This window comes from Kitasatospora dryopteridis, assembly GCF_050749075.1.
Taxonomy (GTDB): domain Bacteria; phylum Actinomycetota; class Actinomycetes; order Streptomycetales; family Streptomycetaceae; genus Kitasatospora.
Genome location: NZ_CP192749.1, coordinates 4,863,055 through 4,879,068 on the forward strand (window position 1 = coordinate 4,863,055; position 16,014 = coordinate 4,879,068).

A 16,014-nucleotide genomic window follows, 5' to 3' on the forward strand; every position below is an offset into this window, starting at 1 on the left:
GCCGGGGACTGACGGAGGCGGCTCGTGTTCTGGGTGATCGTGGCGGCGATGGCCGTGGTGGTCGGCGGTGCGGCGCTGGTGGCGCTCGGCGGTGGCGGCACGCTCCCCGAGGCGCTGCCCGACCGGATCGCCGCCCGGCTCCCGCAGGACCGGCCGCTCGGCCGGCACGACGTGGACGAGCTGCGGCTGCCGATGGCGCTGCGCGGCTACCGGATGGACGAGGTCGACAACGTGCTCGACCGGCTCGGCGTGGAGCTCGCCCTGCGCGACGCCCGGATCGCCGAGCTGGAGGCGGCCGCCGTGGTGCAGGGCGCCGTCGAGGCGGGCCCGGTGCAGCCGCACGACGAGCCGCTGCCCGGCCTGGAGGAGTTCGCCGCCGTGGTCGGGCCGGACACCGCTGCGCCGGCCGCGGAGGAGCGGCCCGCCGGCGAGCAGGCCCCGGACGAGAGGCCCGCGGACCCGCGCGCCGACCTGTTCAAGAAGCCCGGCAAGGAGCAGTCGTGAGCGGCGCCGTCCTCGGCCCGGACGGGCTGCTGCGCTGCGGCTGGGGCGACTCCGCGGACGACTACCGGGTCTACCACGACACCGAGTGGGGCCGCCCGGTCCACGGCGACGACGCGCTGTTCGAGCGGGTCAGCCTGGAGGCCTTCCAGTCCGGCCTGTCCTGGATCACCATCCTGCGCCGCCGGGAGGGCTTCCGGGCGGCGTTCGCCGGCTTCGGGATCGAGGCGGTGGCCGCGTTCGGCCCGGCCGACACCGAGCGGCTGCTGCAGGACACCGGCATCATCCGCAACCGGGCCAAGATCGAGGCGACCGTCGCCAACGCCCGCGCCGCCCTCGAACTGGACGGCTCGCTGGACGAGCTGATCTGGCGGTTCGCGCCCGAGCCGGGGGCCGGCCCCCCGCACACTGGCCGAGGTGCCGGCCGTGACCACTGAATCCACCGCGCTCGCCAAGGAGCTCAAGAAGCGGGGCTTCCGCTTCGTCGGCCCGACCACCGCCTATGCGCTGATGCAGGCCTGCGGCCTGGTCGACGACCACCTGGCGGACTGTCACGCGCGCGGCGCGGCCGCCGGTCAGCGCCCGACGTAGTCCGGCTTCTCCTTGGCGACGAAGGCGCGCACCGCGATCCGGTGGTCCTCGCTCTCGCCGGCCCGGGTCTGCAGCTCGTCCTCCTTCTCCAGCAGCTCGGTGAAGGAGTGCGAGGCGCCGTACGCCAGCGACTCCTTGACGGCGGCGTAGGCCACGGTCGGGCCGGCCGCCAGCTCGGCGGCGAAGGCCCGCGCGGTGGCGGCGAGTTCGGCGGTGGGCACGACCCGGGTGGCCAGGCCGAGGCCGAGCGCCTCGTCCGACTTCACCGTGCGGGGCAGCATCAGCAGTTCGGTGGCGCGGGCGTGGCCGACCAGCCGCGGCAGCGTCCAGGAGACGCCCGAGTCGGCGGTCAGCGCGACGCCGACGAAGGAGGTGTTGAAGCCGGCGGTGTCGGCGACGATCCGGAAGTCGCAGGCGAAGGCCAGCCCGGCGCCCGCGCCGGCCGCCACGCCGTTCACCGCGGCCACCGTCGGCTTGGCCATCCCGGCGAGCGCCCGCAGCAGCGGGTTGTAGTGCTCGGAGACGGTCTTCAGCGCGCCCTCGCCGGTCTCCTCGGCCCGCTTGAGCAGGCCCAGGTGCTCCTTGAGGTCCTGCCCGACGCAGAACGCCTTGTCACCCGCGCCGGTGAGCAGCACCGCCCGCACCGCCGGGTCCTCGGCCGCCTGCACGACGGTGTCCCGCAGCGCCACCTTGGTGGCCACGTCGAGGGCGTTCATCGCCTCCGGACGGTTGATGGTGATGACGGCCAGGCCGCCGTCGAGCTCGTACAGCACGGAGTCGGACATCGGGTGAGGGCTCCCTGGTCGTGGTGGGTGGCGGGGTGCCGCAGCCCGCGGCCGCGGCGGTGGACTCAGCATGACGGAGCACGGGGCCGGCTGGGGAGTGTGAGGTACCGCACCTTCGAATGTTGCGCCGAACGCCGTCGAAATGGGGTTTTGGGCAGGTGATCGGTCGGTTTGGGCGGGTGCGGCCACGGTTGCGCGGAGAGTGATGTTGGTCATCGGGGTGCGGGATGCGGGATAATGGCTTCCGATCAATGCGTTCGATACCGGTGGTGGACGGACCCCCGGTACGTAGCTGAGCGGTTGCAGGAAGGGGAACGAGCATGGCGGCCATGAAGCCGCGGACGGGTGACGGCCCGCTCGAGGTCACCAAAGAGGGGCGGGGCATCATCATGCGAGTTCCGCTCGAGGGCGGCGGTCGCCTGGTGGTGGAGCTGACGCCCGATGAGGCGGATGCCCTGGGCGAGGCCCTGAAGAAGGCCTGCGGCTGACGCAGCGGGTGCTCCCCTCATCTCCTGGAGATGCCGACAGGGCCCGGATTCGAGCGAGAATCCGGGCCCTGTGCCGTGCCCGGACGGCGCTGCGCACCCGGACGGCCCGTCAGTGCCCTGCTCAGCGCTTGACGGCGCAGAGCAGGCCGTCGCTGACCGGCAGCAGCGCGGGCAGCAGCCGGTCGCTCTCCCGGACGTCCCGGACGAGCTCGCGCACCGCATGGGTCTGCGGGTCGTCCAGGTCGGGCTCGGCCAGCCGGCCCTCCTGGAAGACGCCCTCGAAGCAGACGATGCCGCCCGGCCGCAGCAGCCGCAACGATTCTGCGAGGTAGGCGCGGGACTCGGCCGGATCGCCGTCGCAGAACACCAGGTCGTACTGGCCGTCCGCGAGCCGCGGCAGCACGTCCAGCGCCCGGCCCGGGATGAACCGGGCCCGGTTGGGCGCGAACCCCGCGGCCAGGTACGCCTCCCGCGCGCACTGCTGGCGGACCGGCTCGGTGTCGACGGTCGTCAGTACGCCGTCCGGCCGCATCCCGCGCAGCAGGTAGACCCCCGAGACGCCGGTGCCGGTGCCGATCTCGGCCACCGACTTGGCGTCCAGAGCCGCCGCGAGCAGCCGCAGGAAGGCGCCGCCGCTCGGCCCGATCGCGCGTATCCCGGCGCGCGCCGACTGCGCCCGGGCGTAGGTCAGCACCGCGTCCTCGCCGACATAGGTGTCGGCGAGAGCCGCCCGCTCGGGCCCGAACTCGGTGATGGCTGCCTCTCCGGAGCGCCTGATGCCGACCCGATGTCGACATTTTTCAGCCACAGATTACTGGCCGACCGGGAACCGCGTTCGGCGGCGGGCCGTTGTTGGGAACAGGACTTGGCGATCGGGGTACGCACGACGCCCCCGCAGCGGCCCGGCCGGGCAGCGGGCGGAGGGGGGAGTGCACTTTATCCGGATCTGACGGGCGAGGTGGATATGGTGGTGGCCCTGCTGGGCAGAAGAGCCGACCGAGGAGGTGTGGCCGAGGGCGACGTCCCCGTGCAGCGCGATCCCCGCGATCCCCGCGGCACCTCGTCGGCCCGTACGCCGAAGCCCGTGATGAACCAGCCCGCGCACTCCCCCCTGGACGCAAACACCGCGGCGGACGAGACGGCCGAGCCGGCCGCGCTCGCCACCTTCGCCGAGGGCCCCGACGCGCAGAGCTGGACGCCGCCGACCTGGGAGGAGATCGTCGAGGCGCACAGCGCCCGCGTCTACCGCCTGGCCTACCGGCTGACGGGCAATCAGCACGACGCCGAGGACCTCACGCAGGAGGTCTTCGTCCGGGTCTTCCGCTCGCTCTCCACCTACACCCCCGGCACCTTCGAGGGCTGGCTGCACCGCATCACCACCAACCTCTTCCTGGACATGGTGCGCCGGCGCCAGCGGATCCGCTTCGACGCCCTCGCCGAGGACGCCGCCGAGCGCCTGCCCAGCCGCGAGCCCAGCCCCGCCCAGCACTTCAGCGACACCCACTTCGACGCCGACGTCCAGCAGGCGCTCGACACCCTCGCCCCCGAGTTCCGCGCCGCCGTGGTGCTGTGCGACATCGAGGGCCTCTCCTACGAGGAGATCGCGGCCACCCTCGGGGTCAAGCTCGGCACCGTGCGCAGCCGCATCCACCGCGGCCGCTCGCACCTGCGCGCCGCCCTCAAGCACCGCGCGCCCAATGCCGCCCCCGGGCGGCTGCGCCGCGGCGGCTCCGCGGAGCCCGTCGTGGTCGGCGCCGACCCCGGCCCGGCCGGCGGCCTCGACCGGAGGGGCTCATGACCGGCGGCGGGCCCGTGGGCGGGCACTTCGACGAAGGCCGCTCCCGGCGCGGGCCCTCCTGGGCACAGCTCGGCCGGCGCGGCGACCACACCCAGGGCCAGGACAGGCCGGTGGAGCGGGCCGCCGCCGAGGCGCCCGAGATGCGCGCCGTCGCCGTCCGCCCCGCCGAGCCCGCGGACGAGCACCATCTCGGCGACCGCCTCTCCGCCTACCTCGACGGCGAGCTCGGCCACGACTCGCGCGAACGCGTCCAGGCCCACCTCGCCACCTGCGCCGACTGCCTCGCCGAGGCCGACGAGGGCCGCGCGGTCAAGCACCTGCTGACCCGCACCGACACCCCCGGACCGTCCTCGATGCTGATGGCGCGGCTGCTCGCGGTCGCCGCCCACCCCGACGACGAGCAGGACGGCGGCCCCGGCACCGGCCCGGCCGTGCAGGCCGCGCCGGGCACCTTCGGCGGCAGCCGGCTCACCGGCGGCTCCTTCGGCCGCGGCGCAGGCTCCCTGTTCGGCACCGGCGCACTCGGCGCCGACTCCCCGATCCCCGGCGTCGACCCGCGGGCCGGGCGCCCGTCGCTGCCCACCCCCGGCAACAGGCTGTCCCTGGTGCCGTCCGCGGCACGCCCCGCCGCCGCACTGCGCAGCCTCACCGAGCCCCGCGGCCGCCGCCCTGCGGCGCCCTTCCGGGGCCGCCCGGCCGCCATGCCCGAGCCGGTCGCCGCCGCGGCCCGCGCGGCCGCACCGTTCGGCCGCCGCTTCGTGTTCGCCGCAGCCGGCGCCTTCTCGGTGGCCGCCGTCACCCTGGCCGGTGTGGGCAGCCCCTCGGCCGTCGGCGGCGAGGAGCAGCACGGCACCCGGGTCAGCCCGGTCAGCGGCCCCGGCGGCGGCGCCGTCCCGGTCAACGCCCAGCTCCCCGCGGACTTCCCGATGGTCCCGATGGTGGCCTCGGCCCCGCCCGACACCGTGCCCCGGCCGGACGCCTCCGCCCACGGGGTGACCCCGCTCGGCCCGCACAACCTGCTCCGTTAGGACGCAAGCGCCCGGCCGCCGGGTGGTCTGGACCGCATTCCGCAGGTGGCGGGGTCACAGACCGGCCGGCGGCCATTACCCTGGTGGCGACGGCTGCCGCCGAGCTCGTCGGGTTGGTCCATCAGGAGCTGGGAGCGTACGTGTTCAGTGACATAGGCCCACTGGAGGTCGTCGCGCTGGCCGTCATGGCCATCGTGATCTTCGGGCCGGACAAGCTTCCGAAGCTCATCCAGGACACCATGGGCTTCGTCCGCAAGGTCCGGTCGTTCGCGGACAGCGCCAAGGAGGACATCCGCAGCGAGCTCGGCCCGGAGTTCAAGGACTTCGAGTTCACCGACCTGCACCCGAAGACGTTCGTCCGCAAGCAGCTGATGGGCGGCGACGAGGACCCGCTGGGCTTCAAGGAGCTCAAGGACGGCCTCGACATCAAGTCCGTCCTCAACGACGAGCCCCCGGCCCGGGTGGCCGGTGCCGCGAACCTCACCAAGACCGCGCCCGCCGAGGCCGGTGCGCCGCTCGCCGCCGACGAGCGCCCTCCGTTCGACCTGGACGCCACCTGAGGCGGCCGAGCGCCGCCGCGACCCCCCTGCGCCCCGCCCGGTCTGCTCACCGGGCGGGGCGCAGCCGCGTCCGCCGCTATGGTGTTCAGGTTGACCGCACGGCAGTTCCGTTGTGCCGTCGGTCACGCCGCGACGTGTCGGGGGCCCGACCGCACCCGGCCGACGCGCCCGGTGCGCCACCATGGAACGCCGCCGCAGGACACAGGTGAACGGAGGAGGCCGGCGATGGACGTGACGAGCCGAGCGGGTGAGACGGTCGCCCCGGGCGGCCGCGCGGCGCCCGTGGTGGGCGCCCAGGCCGGCCCCGCCGACCCGCTGGCGCCCTACCTGGAGGCGGACTTCCCCTGGTACGGCCTCGACGAGGGCTGGACGGGCCGCCGCTGGCTCTCCCCGGCCAGCGCCGGCCGCGCAGGCCAGGGCGCAGGCACCGACTACGGCTCGCTCGGCCACGGCGACGAGCCGGCCAGGCCGTACGAGTCCCGCGAGGCCGGCCGCTTCGCCGTGGTGGTGACCGTCGCCCGCCGCCCCGGCCGCCGCAGCGCCGACAACACCGGCATGCTGGAGGCCACCTCGGCCTCCTCCGCCGCCTGGCTGGCCGGCTCCGGCCTGATCGCCACCGTGCCCCCGGGCCAGCTCGACCGCTCGCTCCGCCAGGACTGGCTGGACCAGCAGACGGCGCTCGCCTGGGACCTCGCCGACGACCTGGAGGGCCCCGGCTGGTCCCCGCTCACCCTCCCGGTGAACGGCCTCCCGCAGCCCTTCCGCTACCGCGAGTCCGAGTACGGCTGGGTCCTGGCCGGCGAGGCCCCCGGCGTCCTCCTCGGCGCCTACGGCCGCGGCGTGAGCGCCTACGGCGTCGGCTTCACCGCCCTCCCCGACCTCACCGCCTACAACGGCCGCTGAAGCCGGCCCGGCAAGCCACAGAAGGGGCGCAAGGAACCGCGCGCAGCGGGAGAGCACGCGCCGTGCCCATCCGTTTCGCGCAGTTCCCCGCGCCCCTCTGTGGCTTGCGGTTCGCTAGAACTTGTTCTTCGGGGTGAGGCCCAGGGAGAGGCCGGAGAGGCCGCGCTGGCGGCCGCCGAGCTTGCCGGCGACGGAGCGGAGTGCGACGCCCGCGGGGGACTCGGGTGCGGCCAGGACGACCGGGCGGCCGTCGTCGCCGCCCTCGCGGAGCCGGACGTCGATCGGGATCGAGCCGAGCACCGGCACGGTGGCGCCGACGGTCCGGGTGAGGGCGTCCGCGACGGTCTGGCCGCCGCCGGTGCCGAAGACGTCGATCATCTCGTCGCAGTGCGGGCAGGGCATGCCCGACATGTTCTCGATGACGCCGACGATCTTCTGGTGGGTCTGCAGCGCGATGGTGCCGGCCCGCTCGGCGACCTCGGCGGCCGCCATCTGCGGGGTGGTGACGATGAGGATCTCGGCGTTGGGGACGAGCTGCGCGACCGAGATGGCGATGTCGCCGGTGCCCGGCGGCAGGTCCAGCAGCAGGACGTCGAGGTCGCCCCAGTAGACGTCCGCGAGGAACTGCTGCAGGGCACGGTGCAGCATGGGCCCGCGCCAGACGACCGGTGCGTTGCCGGGGGTGAACATGCCGATGGAGATGACCTTCACGCCGTTCGCCGACGGCGGCATGATCATGTCCTGGACCTGGGTGGGCCGGCCCTCGACGCCCAGCATCCGCGGCACGCTGTGGCCGTAGATGTCGGCGTCGACGACGGCGACCTTGAGGCCGTCCGCGGCCATCGCGGCCGCCAGGTTGACGGTGACCGAGGACTTGCCGACGCCGCCCTTGCCGGAGGCGACCGCGTAGACGCGGGTCAGCGTGCCGGGCTTGGCGAACGGGATCTCGCGCTCGGGGGCGCCGCCGCGCAGCAGCTGGGAGAGCTCCTTGCGCTGCTCGTCGCTCATGACGTCGAGCTCGACCTCGACACCGGTCACGCCGGGGACCTTGGAGACGGCGCCGACGACCCGCTGGGTGATCGTCTCGCGCATGGGACAGCCGGAGACGGTGAGGTACACGCCGACCCTCACCGCGCCGCCCTCGGCGATCTCGACGGATTTCACCATGCCGATCTCGGTGATCGGGCGGTTGATCTCCGGGTCGTGGACGGTCGCCAGCGCCTTGCGGACGGACTCCTCCGTCACCCCGGCGGCAATCTCGGTCTCGTTGGCCATGCCTTGATGGTACGGCGCCGGGGGCGGCCCCCGACTCGCCGGTAGCGTGCCGCCGGTCACACGGGGCCGCGGCCGGTCCGGCGCCCCGCGGGCCCGCAGTCACACCAGGTCGCGGCTCTCCCGCCGGTCGTCCAGCTCCTTGAGCAGCGCGACGAGCTCGGAGCGCACGAAGTCGCGGGTGGCGACCTCGCCGAGGCCCTGCCGGAGCGCGGCGACCTCGCGGGTCAGGTACTCGGTGTCGGCGATGTTGCGGTCGCTGCGGGCGCGGTCCTGCTCCATGTTGACGCGGTCCCGGTCGTCCTGCCGGTTCTGGGCGAGCAGGATCAGCGGCGCCGCGTACGAGGCCTGCAGGGAGAGCATCAGGGTGAGGAAGATGAAGGGGTACTCGTCGAAGCGGACGGTCGCGGGCAGCAGGGTGTTCCACACCACCCAGGCGACGATGACGACGGACATCCAGACGATGAACCGGCCGGTGCCGAGGAAGCGGGCGATCCGCTCGGAGAGCTTGCCGAAGGCCTCCGGGTCGTAGGTCGGCATCGGGATGAGGGCGCGGCGGCCGGTGCGCGGCTGGTCGAGCCGGCTGCGTCCGGCGGTGCCCTCGGGCCGCTGCGGGCGGACGCCCTCGCGGGCGCGCAGCTCGCGCAGCTGCCGCAGTTCCCGCAGTTCGCCCTGGATGCGCAGGCGCGGGATGTCGTCGCGGCGGCTCTTGCGGTCATCCATGGACGGTCTCGCTCTCGGCGCCCAGCAGGGATGCCTCGCGCCAGTCCTCCGGCAGCAGGTGGTCGAGGACGTCGTCGACGGTGACGGCGCCCAGCAGGTGGTCGGCCTCGTCGACGACCGGGGCGGCCACCAGGTTGTAGGCGGCCAGGTAGCTGGTGACCAGCGGCAGCGGGGTGTCCGGCGGCAGCGGGTCGAGGTCGTCGTCGACCAGCGAGCCCACGAGCGTGAACGGGGGCTCGCGCAGCAGCCGCTGGAAGTGCACGGTGCCCAGGTACTTGCCGGTCGGGGTCTCGTTGGGCGGGCGGCAGACGTAGACCTGGGCGGCGAGGGCGGGCTTGTTCTCGGCGATCCGGACGCGGGCCAGCGCCTCGGCGACGGTGGCGTCCGGCTCCAGCACGATCGGCTCGGTGGTCATCAGGCCGCCGGCGGTGTCCTCCTCGTAGGAGAGCAGGCGGCGCACCGAGGCGGCGTCCTCGGGCTCCATCAGGCGCAGCAGCCGCTCGGCGTCCTCCTCGGGCAGGTCGGAGAGCAGGTCGGCGGCGTCGTCCGGGTCCATCGCCTCCAGGACGTCGGCGGCGCGCTCCTCCTTGAGCTTGCCGATGATCTCGACCTGGTCGTCCTCGGGGAGCTCCTCCAGCACGTCGGCGAGCCGGTCGTCGTCGAGGGCGGCGGCGACCTCGGCGCGGCGCTTGGCGGAGAGGTGGTGCATGACGTTGGCGAGGTCGGCGGGGCGGAGCTGCTCGAAGGTGGCGAGCAGGTTGGCGGCGCCCTGCCCCTCCTCGGTGAGCGAGAAGCCGGTGAGCTCGGACCAGTCGAGGGTGAGCGTCTCGCCGCGGGCCTTGCGCAGCCGCGAGACCCGGCCGGTCTGGACGAAGACCTTGCGGACCTCCCACTCGCGGACCCGGGTCTGCACCATGGCGACGTCGAGGACGGTGACCTCCTCGGCGGTCTTCGTCCGGACGACGGTGCGGTCGAGGAGCTCGGCGAGGACGAGGGTCTCGGAAGGACGCTGCTCGAAGCGGCGCAGGTTGATCACGCCGGTGGTGAGCACCTGGCCGGACTCCAGGCTGGTGACCCGGGTCATCGGCAGGAAGGTCCGGCGGCGGCCGATCACCTCGACGACCAGGCCGAGCACGCGGGGCGGGCGGCCGCCGATGCGCAGTGAGACGACCACGTCGCGGACGCGGCCCACCTGGTCGCCGTTGGGGTCGAAGACGGCGAGGCCGGAGAGGTGCGAGATGAAGACCCGGCTGCCTGCGCCTGCCATCGGGCTCCCCTTCTCTCTCCGGGCGGCCCGCTGGGTGCCGGGCCGGCGTTCGCGCGGGGCCGCGGTGGTTCCGGCGGCCGTTCGCGCCGTCGCCTGCACGGGCACGCCCCGCGTGCGCGGGTACGTCCGGCGCGTCCTCCGGCGCCAAGGCTACCTGCGGCAGTGGGCCGCAGCCCGCCGGTGGCCCGGCCTGCGGGCCCGGCGCGTCCGGCCGAGTGTGCGGCCCGAGCCGTGATCCGGACGGCAACCCGCATCCGAATCGCGCGGTTCTCCCCCGGCCTTCGGCCGGGAGGTGCCCCACGTGCCCCTGCCCCGACCACCCGCCGACCGGGCGGGTCAGCCCTTGCGGCGCTTCAGGAGGAGCTTGGGGAGGCCGGCCGGGATCGGGCGGCGGGTGGTGGCGGCGGTGGGCATCGGCTCGGCGGCGTGCGAGCCGTCCGGCATGGCGCCGGGGCGTTCGGCGAGCGGGCCGGTCGGCTCCAGCCGCAGGACGCGGCACTCGCGGGCCCAGCGGTCGCCGATGGTGTCGGTGTCGGGGGCGTTCAGACGCTTGCCCTTGAGCTCCTCGACGGCGCCCTGCCAGGCCTCGCTGTGCGGGGGGAGCTCGGTCACGGAGGCCGTCCAGCCGGTGAGCCGGCCGCCCTTGTCCTTGCTGCGGACGGTGACCACCGCGGTCGAGCCGGCCACCAGGCCGTGCAGCGGCTGCTCGGCGCCGTCGCCGATCACCACCACCGCGCCGTCGTGCCAGGCGTGCCACAGCGCCCGGCCGTGCGGGCTGCCGTCCGCCCGGACCCAGAGCAGGCCGGACTTCTTTGCCGCCTCCTCCAGCAGGGCGCGGTCCAGGAAGTCCTCGGCGGTGGTCGTCGTACGCTCCATGGCCCACAGCGTACGGCCTGGCGGCCCGTCGGCCGGAGGGCTGTCCGTCCTTCGTCCCACAGCCCGGGACGACAGTGCCATGGTGGCATTTGAGGCCTTACGGTAGTGCGGTCCGGACCCTCACCGCCCCGAAGGAGAACCGTGCCCGCCCGGCCCGCCGCCACCGCCCCCACGGAGCTGCACCCCGCTCCCGCACCGGGCCGGCCCGCCCTGCCCCGGACGGACCTGTTCCTGCTCGCCGTCTCCATCGCGGGCATCTCGCTCTCCGCCCCGCTGATCAGCGCCACCGCCGCCCCGCCGCTGGCCATCGCCTTCTGGCGGAACGCCATGTCGGTGGGCGTGCTCGGCCCGTACGCGCTGCTGCGGCACCGGGCGGAGCTGCGCGGCATCGGCCGGCGGGCGCTGCTGCTGGCGGTGGCGGCCGGCCTGCTGCTCGCGGTGCACTTCGCGCTGTGGATGCCCAGCCTGCGGATGACCTCGGTGGCCTCGGCGACCGCACTGGTCACCACCACCCCGCTGTGGACGATCCTGCTGCTGCGGCTGATGGGGGAGCGGGCGCCGCGGCTGGTGCGGATCGGCGTGGCGGTCGCCTTCGCGGGGGTACTGGTGCTCACCGGCGTCGACCTGTCGCTCTCCCCGCGGGCACTGCTCGGGGACGCGCTGGCGCTCGGCGCGGGCGCGGCGGCCGCCGGGTACGTGCTGCTCGGCGCAGAGGTCCGGCGGACCGTCAGCACCACCGCCTACACCCTGGTCTGCTACACCACGACGGCGGTCGCCCTGCTGGGCGTCTGCCTGGCGGCCGGCACACCGCTGTCCGGCTGGCCGACCGGGGTGTGGTGGCAGATCGTGCTGCTGATGGTGGCCGCCCAGCTGCTCGGGCACTCGCTGAGCAACCGGGTGGTCCGCACCCTGGGCCCCTCGGTCACCTCGACGGCGATCCTGCTGGAGACCCCGGGTGCGGCACTGATCGCGGCCGTCTGGCTCGGCCAGTGGCCGCCGGCGGCCGCGTACCCGGCGGTCGGCCTGATCCTGCTGGGGCTGGTGCTGGTCGCCCGGGGCGGCCGGGACGACCGCGGCTGACCGGGCGTCAGAGCCACCCGTTGCGCCGGAAGCCCCGGTACATGGCGACGCAGATCACCACGACGCTGCCCAGCACCAGCGGGTAGCCGTACTTGTGGTGCAGCTCCGGCATGTAGTCGAAGTTCATGCCGTAGATGCCGGTGATCATGGTCGGCACCGCGAAGATCGCCGCCCAGGCGGTGATCTTGCGCATGTCCTCGTTCTGCGCGACCGACACCTGCGCCAGGTTGGCCTGGAGCAGCGAGTTCAGCAGCTCGTCGAAGCCGTGCACCTGCTCGGTGACCCGGGCCAGGTGGTCGGCGACGTCCCGGAAGTACTTCTGGATGTCCGGGTCGATCAGCCGCTGGATCGGCTCGGAGAGCAGCTGCATCGGACGCAGCAGCGGCGCCACCGCGCGCTTGAACTCCAGCACCTCGCGCTTGAGCTGGTACACCCGGCCGACGTCGGCGCCGCGGCCGGCCTTGCCCGCGAAGACGTCGAACTCGACCTCGTCCACGTCGGTCTGCAGCCGCTCGGCGACCAGCAGGTAGTTGTCCACCACGTGGTCGGCGATGGCGTGCAGCACCGCGGACGGGCCCTTGGCGAGCAGGCCGGAGCCGTCCGCGTCGGCCTCCAGCCGGTGCCGCAGCTCCTTCAGCGAGCTGTGGCCGCCGTGCCGGACGGTGATGACGAAGTCCTGGCCGACGAAGACCATGAGCTCGCCCGTCTCCACGACCTCGCTGGTCGGGGTGAGCTGGTCGTGCTCCACGTAGCGGATGGTCTTGAAGACCGCGAACAGCACGTCGTCGTACCGCTCGACCTTGGGCCGCTGGTGCGCGTGCACCGCGTCCTCGACGGCCAGCGGGTGCAGGCCGAAGCGCTGGGCGATGCCCTCGAACTCGGCCTCGGTGGGCTCGTGCAGGCCGATCCAGCTGAACGAGCCGGCGTCCTGCTGGCGGCACAGCTTGACCCGGGCGACGGCCTCGCGCGGGCTGCAGCTCTCGCCGACCCGCTTGCCGTCCTGGTAGACCGCGCAGTCGACCACGGCCGACGGGGCGTGGCCCGGGCGGAGGGAGTCGAAGGAGGTGTCGCGACGGCGGTGCGGGCGGACGGCCGCACGCAGGTTGTTGATCATCGACATGGCAGGCTCCTGAGGCAGGAACCGCCGCACGGCAGGCGGTGGCGGCCGTGGTGCGACGGCGAGGAACACCGATGGACGTGCCGGGCTGCAACAGGCGCTCACCAAGAACCCGCCAAGAAACGGGAAAGACTTCGGTTTGGGCGCCTCGGCTCCCGGGAAGGTGCTCTCCCGGCCGGGTGTGACGCCGCCTCAACTACCTCGTCAGGGGTGGGTGCGGCGGAGAAGGACAGGCCGGGCAGAGCTGCCGGTACTGCATGGTCGGCTGGTATCCACCGCAACCACCTCCTTCATGCCGCGGCCCCGGGGCTTAGCATCCCCGGTAGCCAGCCGCCCACACTAACAGTTATCGGTGTGCCGCCGCTGGGGTGTGCGCGAAGCGACGACGCCCCGGGCGCTAAGGTCGCGTGCATGGCCCATGAATTCCCGATGTTCGGCGACTTCTCCGACCACTCCGGCGGCTCCGCGGAACTCTCCCGCACGGCCGTGCTGGCGGCCGTCGAGGCGCGGCTGCTCACCACCTTCGGCGAGAGCACCGGCCGGGCCTCGGTCACCTTCCTCGGCACCGAGCGGATCGAGGTGCTGCGCTTCGGCCCGGACGCCGAAGGACTCGTCCGCTACGCCACCCTCGGCATGGCCGCGAGCCCGATGGCGGACCCCACCGCGGCGGTCGCCGACCCGGTCCGCGGACCGCGTGCCGAACTGGTGCTCACCGTCCGCGGAGGGCGCGACGACGTGCTCCGCACGCTGGCCACCTTCGCCGCGACGCCGCAGGTCGAGGGCCTGGTGGTGGCCCCCGGCGGCTCGCTCGACCTGGGCTCGCCGCTGTGGGAGGGCGCGCCCTTCACCTCCGTCCTGGTGGCCGAACCGGGCGGCCTGGTCGAGGACGTGGAACTCGCCGAACCGGCCGAGCCGGTCCGCTTCCTGCCGCTGCTGCCGATGACCCCGAACGAGGCCGGGCACAAGCGCGTGCACGGCGCCGCCGAGCTCCAGGAGCGGTGGCTGCGGCACGGCACCGACCTGCGCGACCCGAACCGCCGGGCCGTCCCGCTCGACTGACCGGGGCCCGGCCGACGGGCGGTCAGGTGCAGGACCCGACGAACGCGAGGACGCCGTTCGCCGACAGCAGCGGGCCCGGCCGGCGTGTGATGAGAACCACACCGCCGCCCTTGGGCGTGTCCTGCGTCCGGGCCGGATCCCCGATCGTGGAATCGGCCCCCGGCCGGTGCTGCGTCAGCCCTTGATCGGCACCGCGCCGGTCGCCTGGCCGACCAGCTGCTCGTACGCGGCCGGGTCGGTGGTGTACTCGCCGAGCCGGACGGTCTTGCGGTGCCCGTGGTAGTCGCTGGACCCGGTGGTGAACAGCCCGAGTTCGCCCGCCAGGCCGCGCAGGTGGGCCCGGGCCGCCTCGTCGTGGTCGGTGTGGTCGACCTCCAGGCCGCCCAGCCCCGCCGCGGCCAGGTCGGCGATCACCCGGTCGGAGACCGTGCGGCCGCGCTTGACCGCGCCCGGGTGCGCGAACACCGGCACCCCGCCCGCCGCGCGGACCAGCCGCACGGCGGTGACCGGGTCGGTCTCGTGCTTGCGGACGTCCGCCCGGCCGCCGTTCGCCAGCCACTCGGCGGTGAACGCGTCGGAGACGGTCTCCACCACGCCCGCCTCGACCAGGGCGCTGGCGATGTGCGGGCGGCCCACCGAGCCGGCCCCCGCGATCCGCTCCACCTGCTCCCAGCTGATCGGCGCACCCAGCTCGCGGCAGCGCTCGACGATCGCCCGGCCGCGCCGGAAGCGGTCGGTGCGGACCAGCTCCCGCTCGGCGGCGAAGGCGGGCTCGGCCGGGTCGAAGAGGTACGCCAGCAGGTGCATGCTGATGCCGTCGACGTGGCAGGAGAGTTCGGCCCCCGGGACCAGGGTCAGGCCGGTGCCGTGCACGGCCTCCGCCGCCTCGGCGTGCCCGGAGACCGTGTCGTGGTCGGTCAGCGCGACGACGTCCAGGCCGGCCGCGACGGCCGCCGCGACCAGCTCGGCCGGGCTGTCGGTGCCGTCGGAGGCGTTGCTGTGGGCGTGCAGGTCGATGCGCACGGGAGGGGCTCCAGGGGCCGGTGGGGGCTGCTGCTGGCCCGACCCAGCCTAGTGCGGGCACGGCCGGTGCCGGGGCCCGGGCCGGAAACCGGCTGCGGCGGTACGGCCTCGGCGGTCGGCCCGGCGGCTCAGCCCAGCAGGCGGGGGGTCAGCGCACCGCAGGGCAGCAGGCCCAGCTCCGCCCCGGCGTCCCGGAGGTCGGTGAGCACCAGCTCGTCGTGCATCAGCAGCGCCGACTGCTCGGGCCAGGCGATCGCCCACAGCCAGAGCCCGCGGGCCTCGCCGACGTACACCGCGCGGTCCACCGGGGCGTCCGGCACGTGGAACATCGGGGTGGGGCGGCCGGCCGCCATCAGCTTGGCGTCGGCCGGCTTGTAGAGGGAGACCGTCTCGCCCGGGTCGGGCCCGTCCAGGCCGGCGTAGCGGGCGCCGAGGCCGACGCCGAGCTCCTCCGCGACGAGCACCAGCTCGCCGAAACCGCCCAGCGGGGCCGGGCCGGCGCAGGCGACGGCCGTTGCGCGGGCGCCCGAGAGGTCGTCACCGACGTGTGCGATACCGGTGAAGAGCCAGCCGACCGGCAGCGGCCACGGCAGCCAGACCGGCACCTGGGAGCGGGCCACGGCGACGTTCAGGGCCTCGACACTGGGCGGCAGCACCGGCTGCATCGGGTGGACCGCACCGTGCTGGTCGCACTGCCAGGTGTCGGAGAAGAGACCGGGGGCGCGGACCCGACCGGCGCACCTCGGGCAGCTAGGCTCGCCCCTCATAGCCGACAACGCTCCTCCCTCCGGACCGCCGCGTCAAGGACGATCACCCGTACGGGGTGCCTCGCGTCGGGGCGCGCGGCCCCGTTGGGAAATGTCCCGTCCCGGGCGGCGGCAAACGTCACGCTGGTCGCACCGGGTGCCACCCGGACGCACTGACGCCCCGTCGTCCTCTCGCG

17 protein-coding genes and 1 pseudogene are annotated in these 16,014 nt (G+C 74.4%); 9 read left to right on the forward strand and 9 right to left on the reverse strand.

The features are described 5' to 3' along the window. Positions 1–24: 24 nt before the first annotated feature. On the forward strand, positions 25–504 hold the full coding sequence (locus ACQ614_RS22165) for a DivIVA domain-containing protein (RefSeq protein WP_431680293.1): 480 nt from the start codon (positions 25–27) through the stop codon (positions 502–504). After that, a pseudogene (locus ACQ614_RS22170) lies at positions 501–1,092 on the forward strand (DNA-3-methyladenine glycosylase I). Before ACQ614_RS22165 ends, ACQ614_RS22170 begins: the two are co-directional and overlap by 4 nt. Here the strand turns inward: ACQ614_RS22170 and ACQ614_RS22175 are convergent. After that, positions 1,077–1,877: an enoyl-CoA hydratase-related protein gene (locus tag ACQ614_RS22175; protein ID WP_431680294.1), complete on the reverse strand. Its 801-nt coding sequence runs from the start codon at positions 1,875–1,877 to the stop codon at positions 1,077–1,079. The pseudogene ACQ614_RS22170 and the gene ACQ614_RS22175 overlap by 16 nt on opposite strands. A gap of 320 nt (positions 1,878–2,197) precedes the next feature. Here ACQ614_RS22175 and ACQ614_RS22180 point away from each other — a divergent pair, with 320 nt between their 5' ends. Then, a complete protein-coding gene (locus tag ACQ614_RS22180; RefSeq protein WP_014137929.1) occupies positions 2,198–2,365 on the forward strand; it encodes a DUF3117 domain-containing protein in 168 nt (55 codons plus the stop codon). Between the two features lie 121 nt (positions 2,366–2,486). Here the strand turns inward: ACQ614_RS22180 and ACQ614_RS22185 are convergent, their stop codons facing one another. Beyond that, entirely contained in the window at positions 2,487–3,143 is a 657-nt protein-coding gene (locus tag ACQ614_RS22185; RefSeq protein WP_263107973.1) for an O-methyltransferase, read from the reverse strand. Between the two features lie 186 nt (positions 3,144–3,329). On the opposite strand from ACQ614_RS22185, the gene sigE reads away from it, so the two are divergent. The 4 genes from sigE to ACQ614_RS22205 all read left to right on the forward strand — a co-directional run bounded on the left by sigE (position 3,330) and on the right by ACQ614_RS22205 (position 6,654). Beyond that, positions 3,330–4,163: an RNA polymerase sigma factor SigE gene (sigE, locus tag ACQ614_RS22190; protein WP_363498025.1), complete on the forward strand. Its 834-nt coding sequence runs from the start codon at positions 3,330–3,332 to the stop codon at positions 4,161–4,163. After that, positions 4,160–5,191 carry a zf-HC2 domain-containing protein gene (locus ACQ614_RS22195; protein WP_431680296.1) on the forward strand — a complete coding sequence of 344 codons (1,032 nt, stop codon included), beginning with the start codon at positions 4,160–4,162 and terminating at the stop codon, positions 5,189–5,191. Before sigE ends, ACQ614_RS22195 begins: the two co-directional genes overlap by 4 nt. 140 nt (positions 5,192–5,331) lie before the next feature. Then, entirely contained in the window at positions 5,332–5,751 is a 420-nt protein-coding gene (locus ACQ614_RS22200; RefSeq protein ID WP_431680298.1) for a sec-independent translocase, read from the forward strand. A 225-nt stretch (positions 5,752–5,976) separates the two neighbouring features. Continuing rightward, positions 5,977–6,654: a hypothetical protein gene (locus ACQ614_RS22205; protein ID WP_431680300.1), complete on the forward strand. Its 678-nt coding sequence runs from the start codon at positions 5,977–5,979 to the stop codon at positions 6,652–6,654. Positions 6,655–6,768: 114 nt separating this feature from the next. Here the strand turns inward: ACQ614_RS22205 and ACQ614_RS22210 are convergent, their stop codons facing one another. The 4 genes from ACQ614_RS22210 to ACQ614_RS22225 form a co-directional block, all read right to left on the reverse strand. Next, entirely contained in the window at positions 6,769–7,929 is a 1,161-nt protein-coding gene (locus ACQ614_RS22210; protein WP_431680301.1) for an Mrp/NBP35 family ATP-binding protein, read from the reverse strand. Between the two features lie 99 nt (positions 7,930–8,028). Further along, entirely contained in the window at positions 8,029–8,649 is a 621-nt protein-coding gene (locus ACQ614_RS22215) for a DUF1003 domain-containing protein (RefSeq protein ID WP_431680303.1), read from the reverse strand. Next, positions 8,642–9,916 carry a magnesium transporter MgtE N-terminal domain-containing protein gene (locus ACQ614_RS22220; protein ID WP_431680304.1) on the reverse strand — a complete coding sequence of 425 codons (1,275 nt, stop codon included), beginning with the start codon at positions 9,914–9,916 and terminating at the stop codon, positions 8,642–8,644. Before ACQ614_RS22220 ends, ACQ614_RS22215 begins: the two co-directional genes overlap by 8 nt. 336 nt (positions 9,917–10,252) lie before the next feature. After that, positions 10,253–10,792 carry a hypothetical protein gene (locus ACQ614_RS22225; RefSeq protein WP_431680306.1) on the reverse strand — a complete coding sequence of 180 codons (540 nt, stop codon included), beginning with the start codon at positions 10,790–10,792 and terminating at the stop codon, positions 10,253–10,255. Between the two features lie 141 nt (positions 10,793–10,933). Here ACQ614_RS22225 and ACQ614_RS22230 point away from each other — a divergent pair, with 141 nt between their 5' ends. Next, the gene (locus ACQ614_RS22230) at positions 10,934–11,872 is read left to right on the forward strand and encodes a DMT family transporter (protein WP_431680308.1); all 939 of its coding nucleotides are present in this window, start codon (positions 10,934–10,936) and stop codon (positions 11,870–11,872) included. Positions 11,873–11,879: 7 nt separating this feature from the next. Here the strand turns inward: ACQ614_RS22230 and corA are convergent, their stop codons facing one another. Beyond that, complete coding sequence (gene corA, locus ACQ614_RS22235; RefSeq protein WP_363498002.1) at positions 11,880–12,992, reverse strand: magnesium/cobalt transporter CorA; 1,113 nt, start codon at positions 12,990–12,992, stop codon at positions 11,880–11,882. 426 nt (positions 12,993–13,418) lie between these two features. Here corA and ACQ614_RS22240 point away from each other — a divergent pair, with 426 nt between their 5' ends. Continuing rightward, the gene (locus ACQ614_RS22240; protein WP_431683988.1) at positions 13,419–14,048 is read left to right on the forward strand and encodes a suppressor of fused domain protein; all 630 of its coding nucleotides are present in this window, start codon (positions 13,419–13,421) and stop codon (positions 14,046–14,048) included. A gap of 174 nt (positions 14,049–14,222) precedes the next feature. Here the strand turns inward: ACQ614_RS22240 and ACQ614_RS22245 are convergent, their stop codons facing one another. Together ACQ614_RS22245 and ACQ614_RS22250 are read right to left on the reverse strand one after the other, a co-directional pair. Further along, positions 14,223–15,071, reverse strand: coding sequence for a PHP domain-containing protein (locus ACQ614_RS22245; RefSeq protein ID WP_431680310.1), 849 nt, complete (start codon positions 15,069–15,071; stop codon positions 14,223–14,225). Between the two features lie 128 nt (positions 15,072–15,199). After that, positions 15,200–15,838 carry a DUF6758 family protein gene (locus ACQ614_RS22250; protein WP_263103775.1) on the reverse strand — a complete coding sequence of 213 codons (639 nt, stop codon included), beginning with the start codon at positions 15,836–15,838 and terminating at the stop codon, positions 15,200–15,202. Positions 15,839–16,014 lie beyond the last annotated feature (176 nt).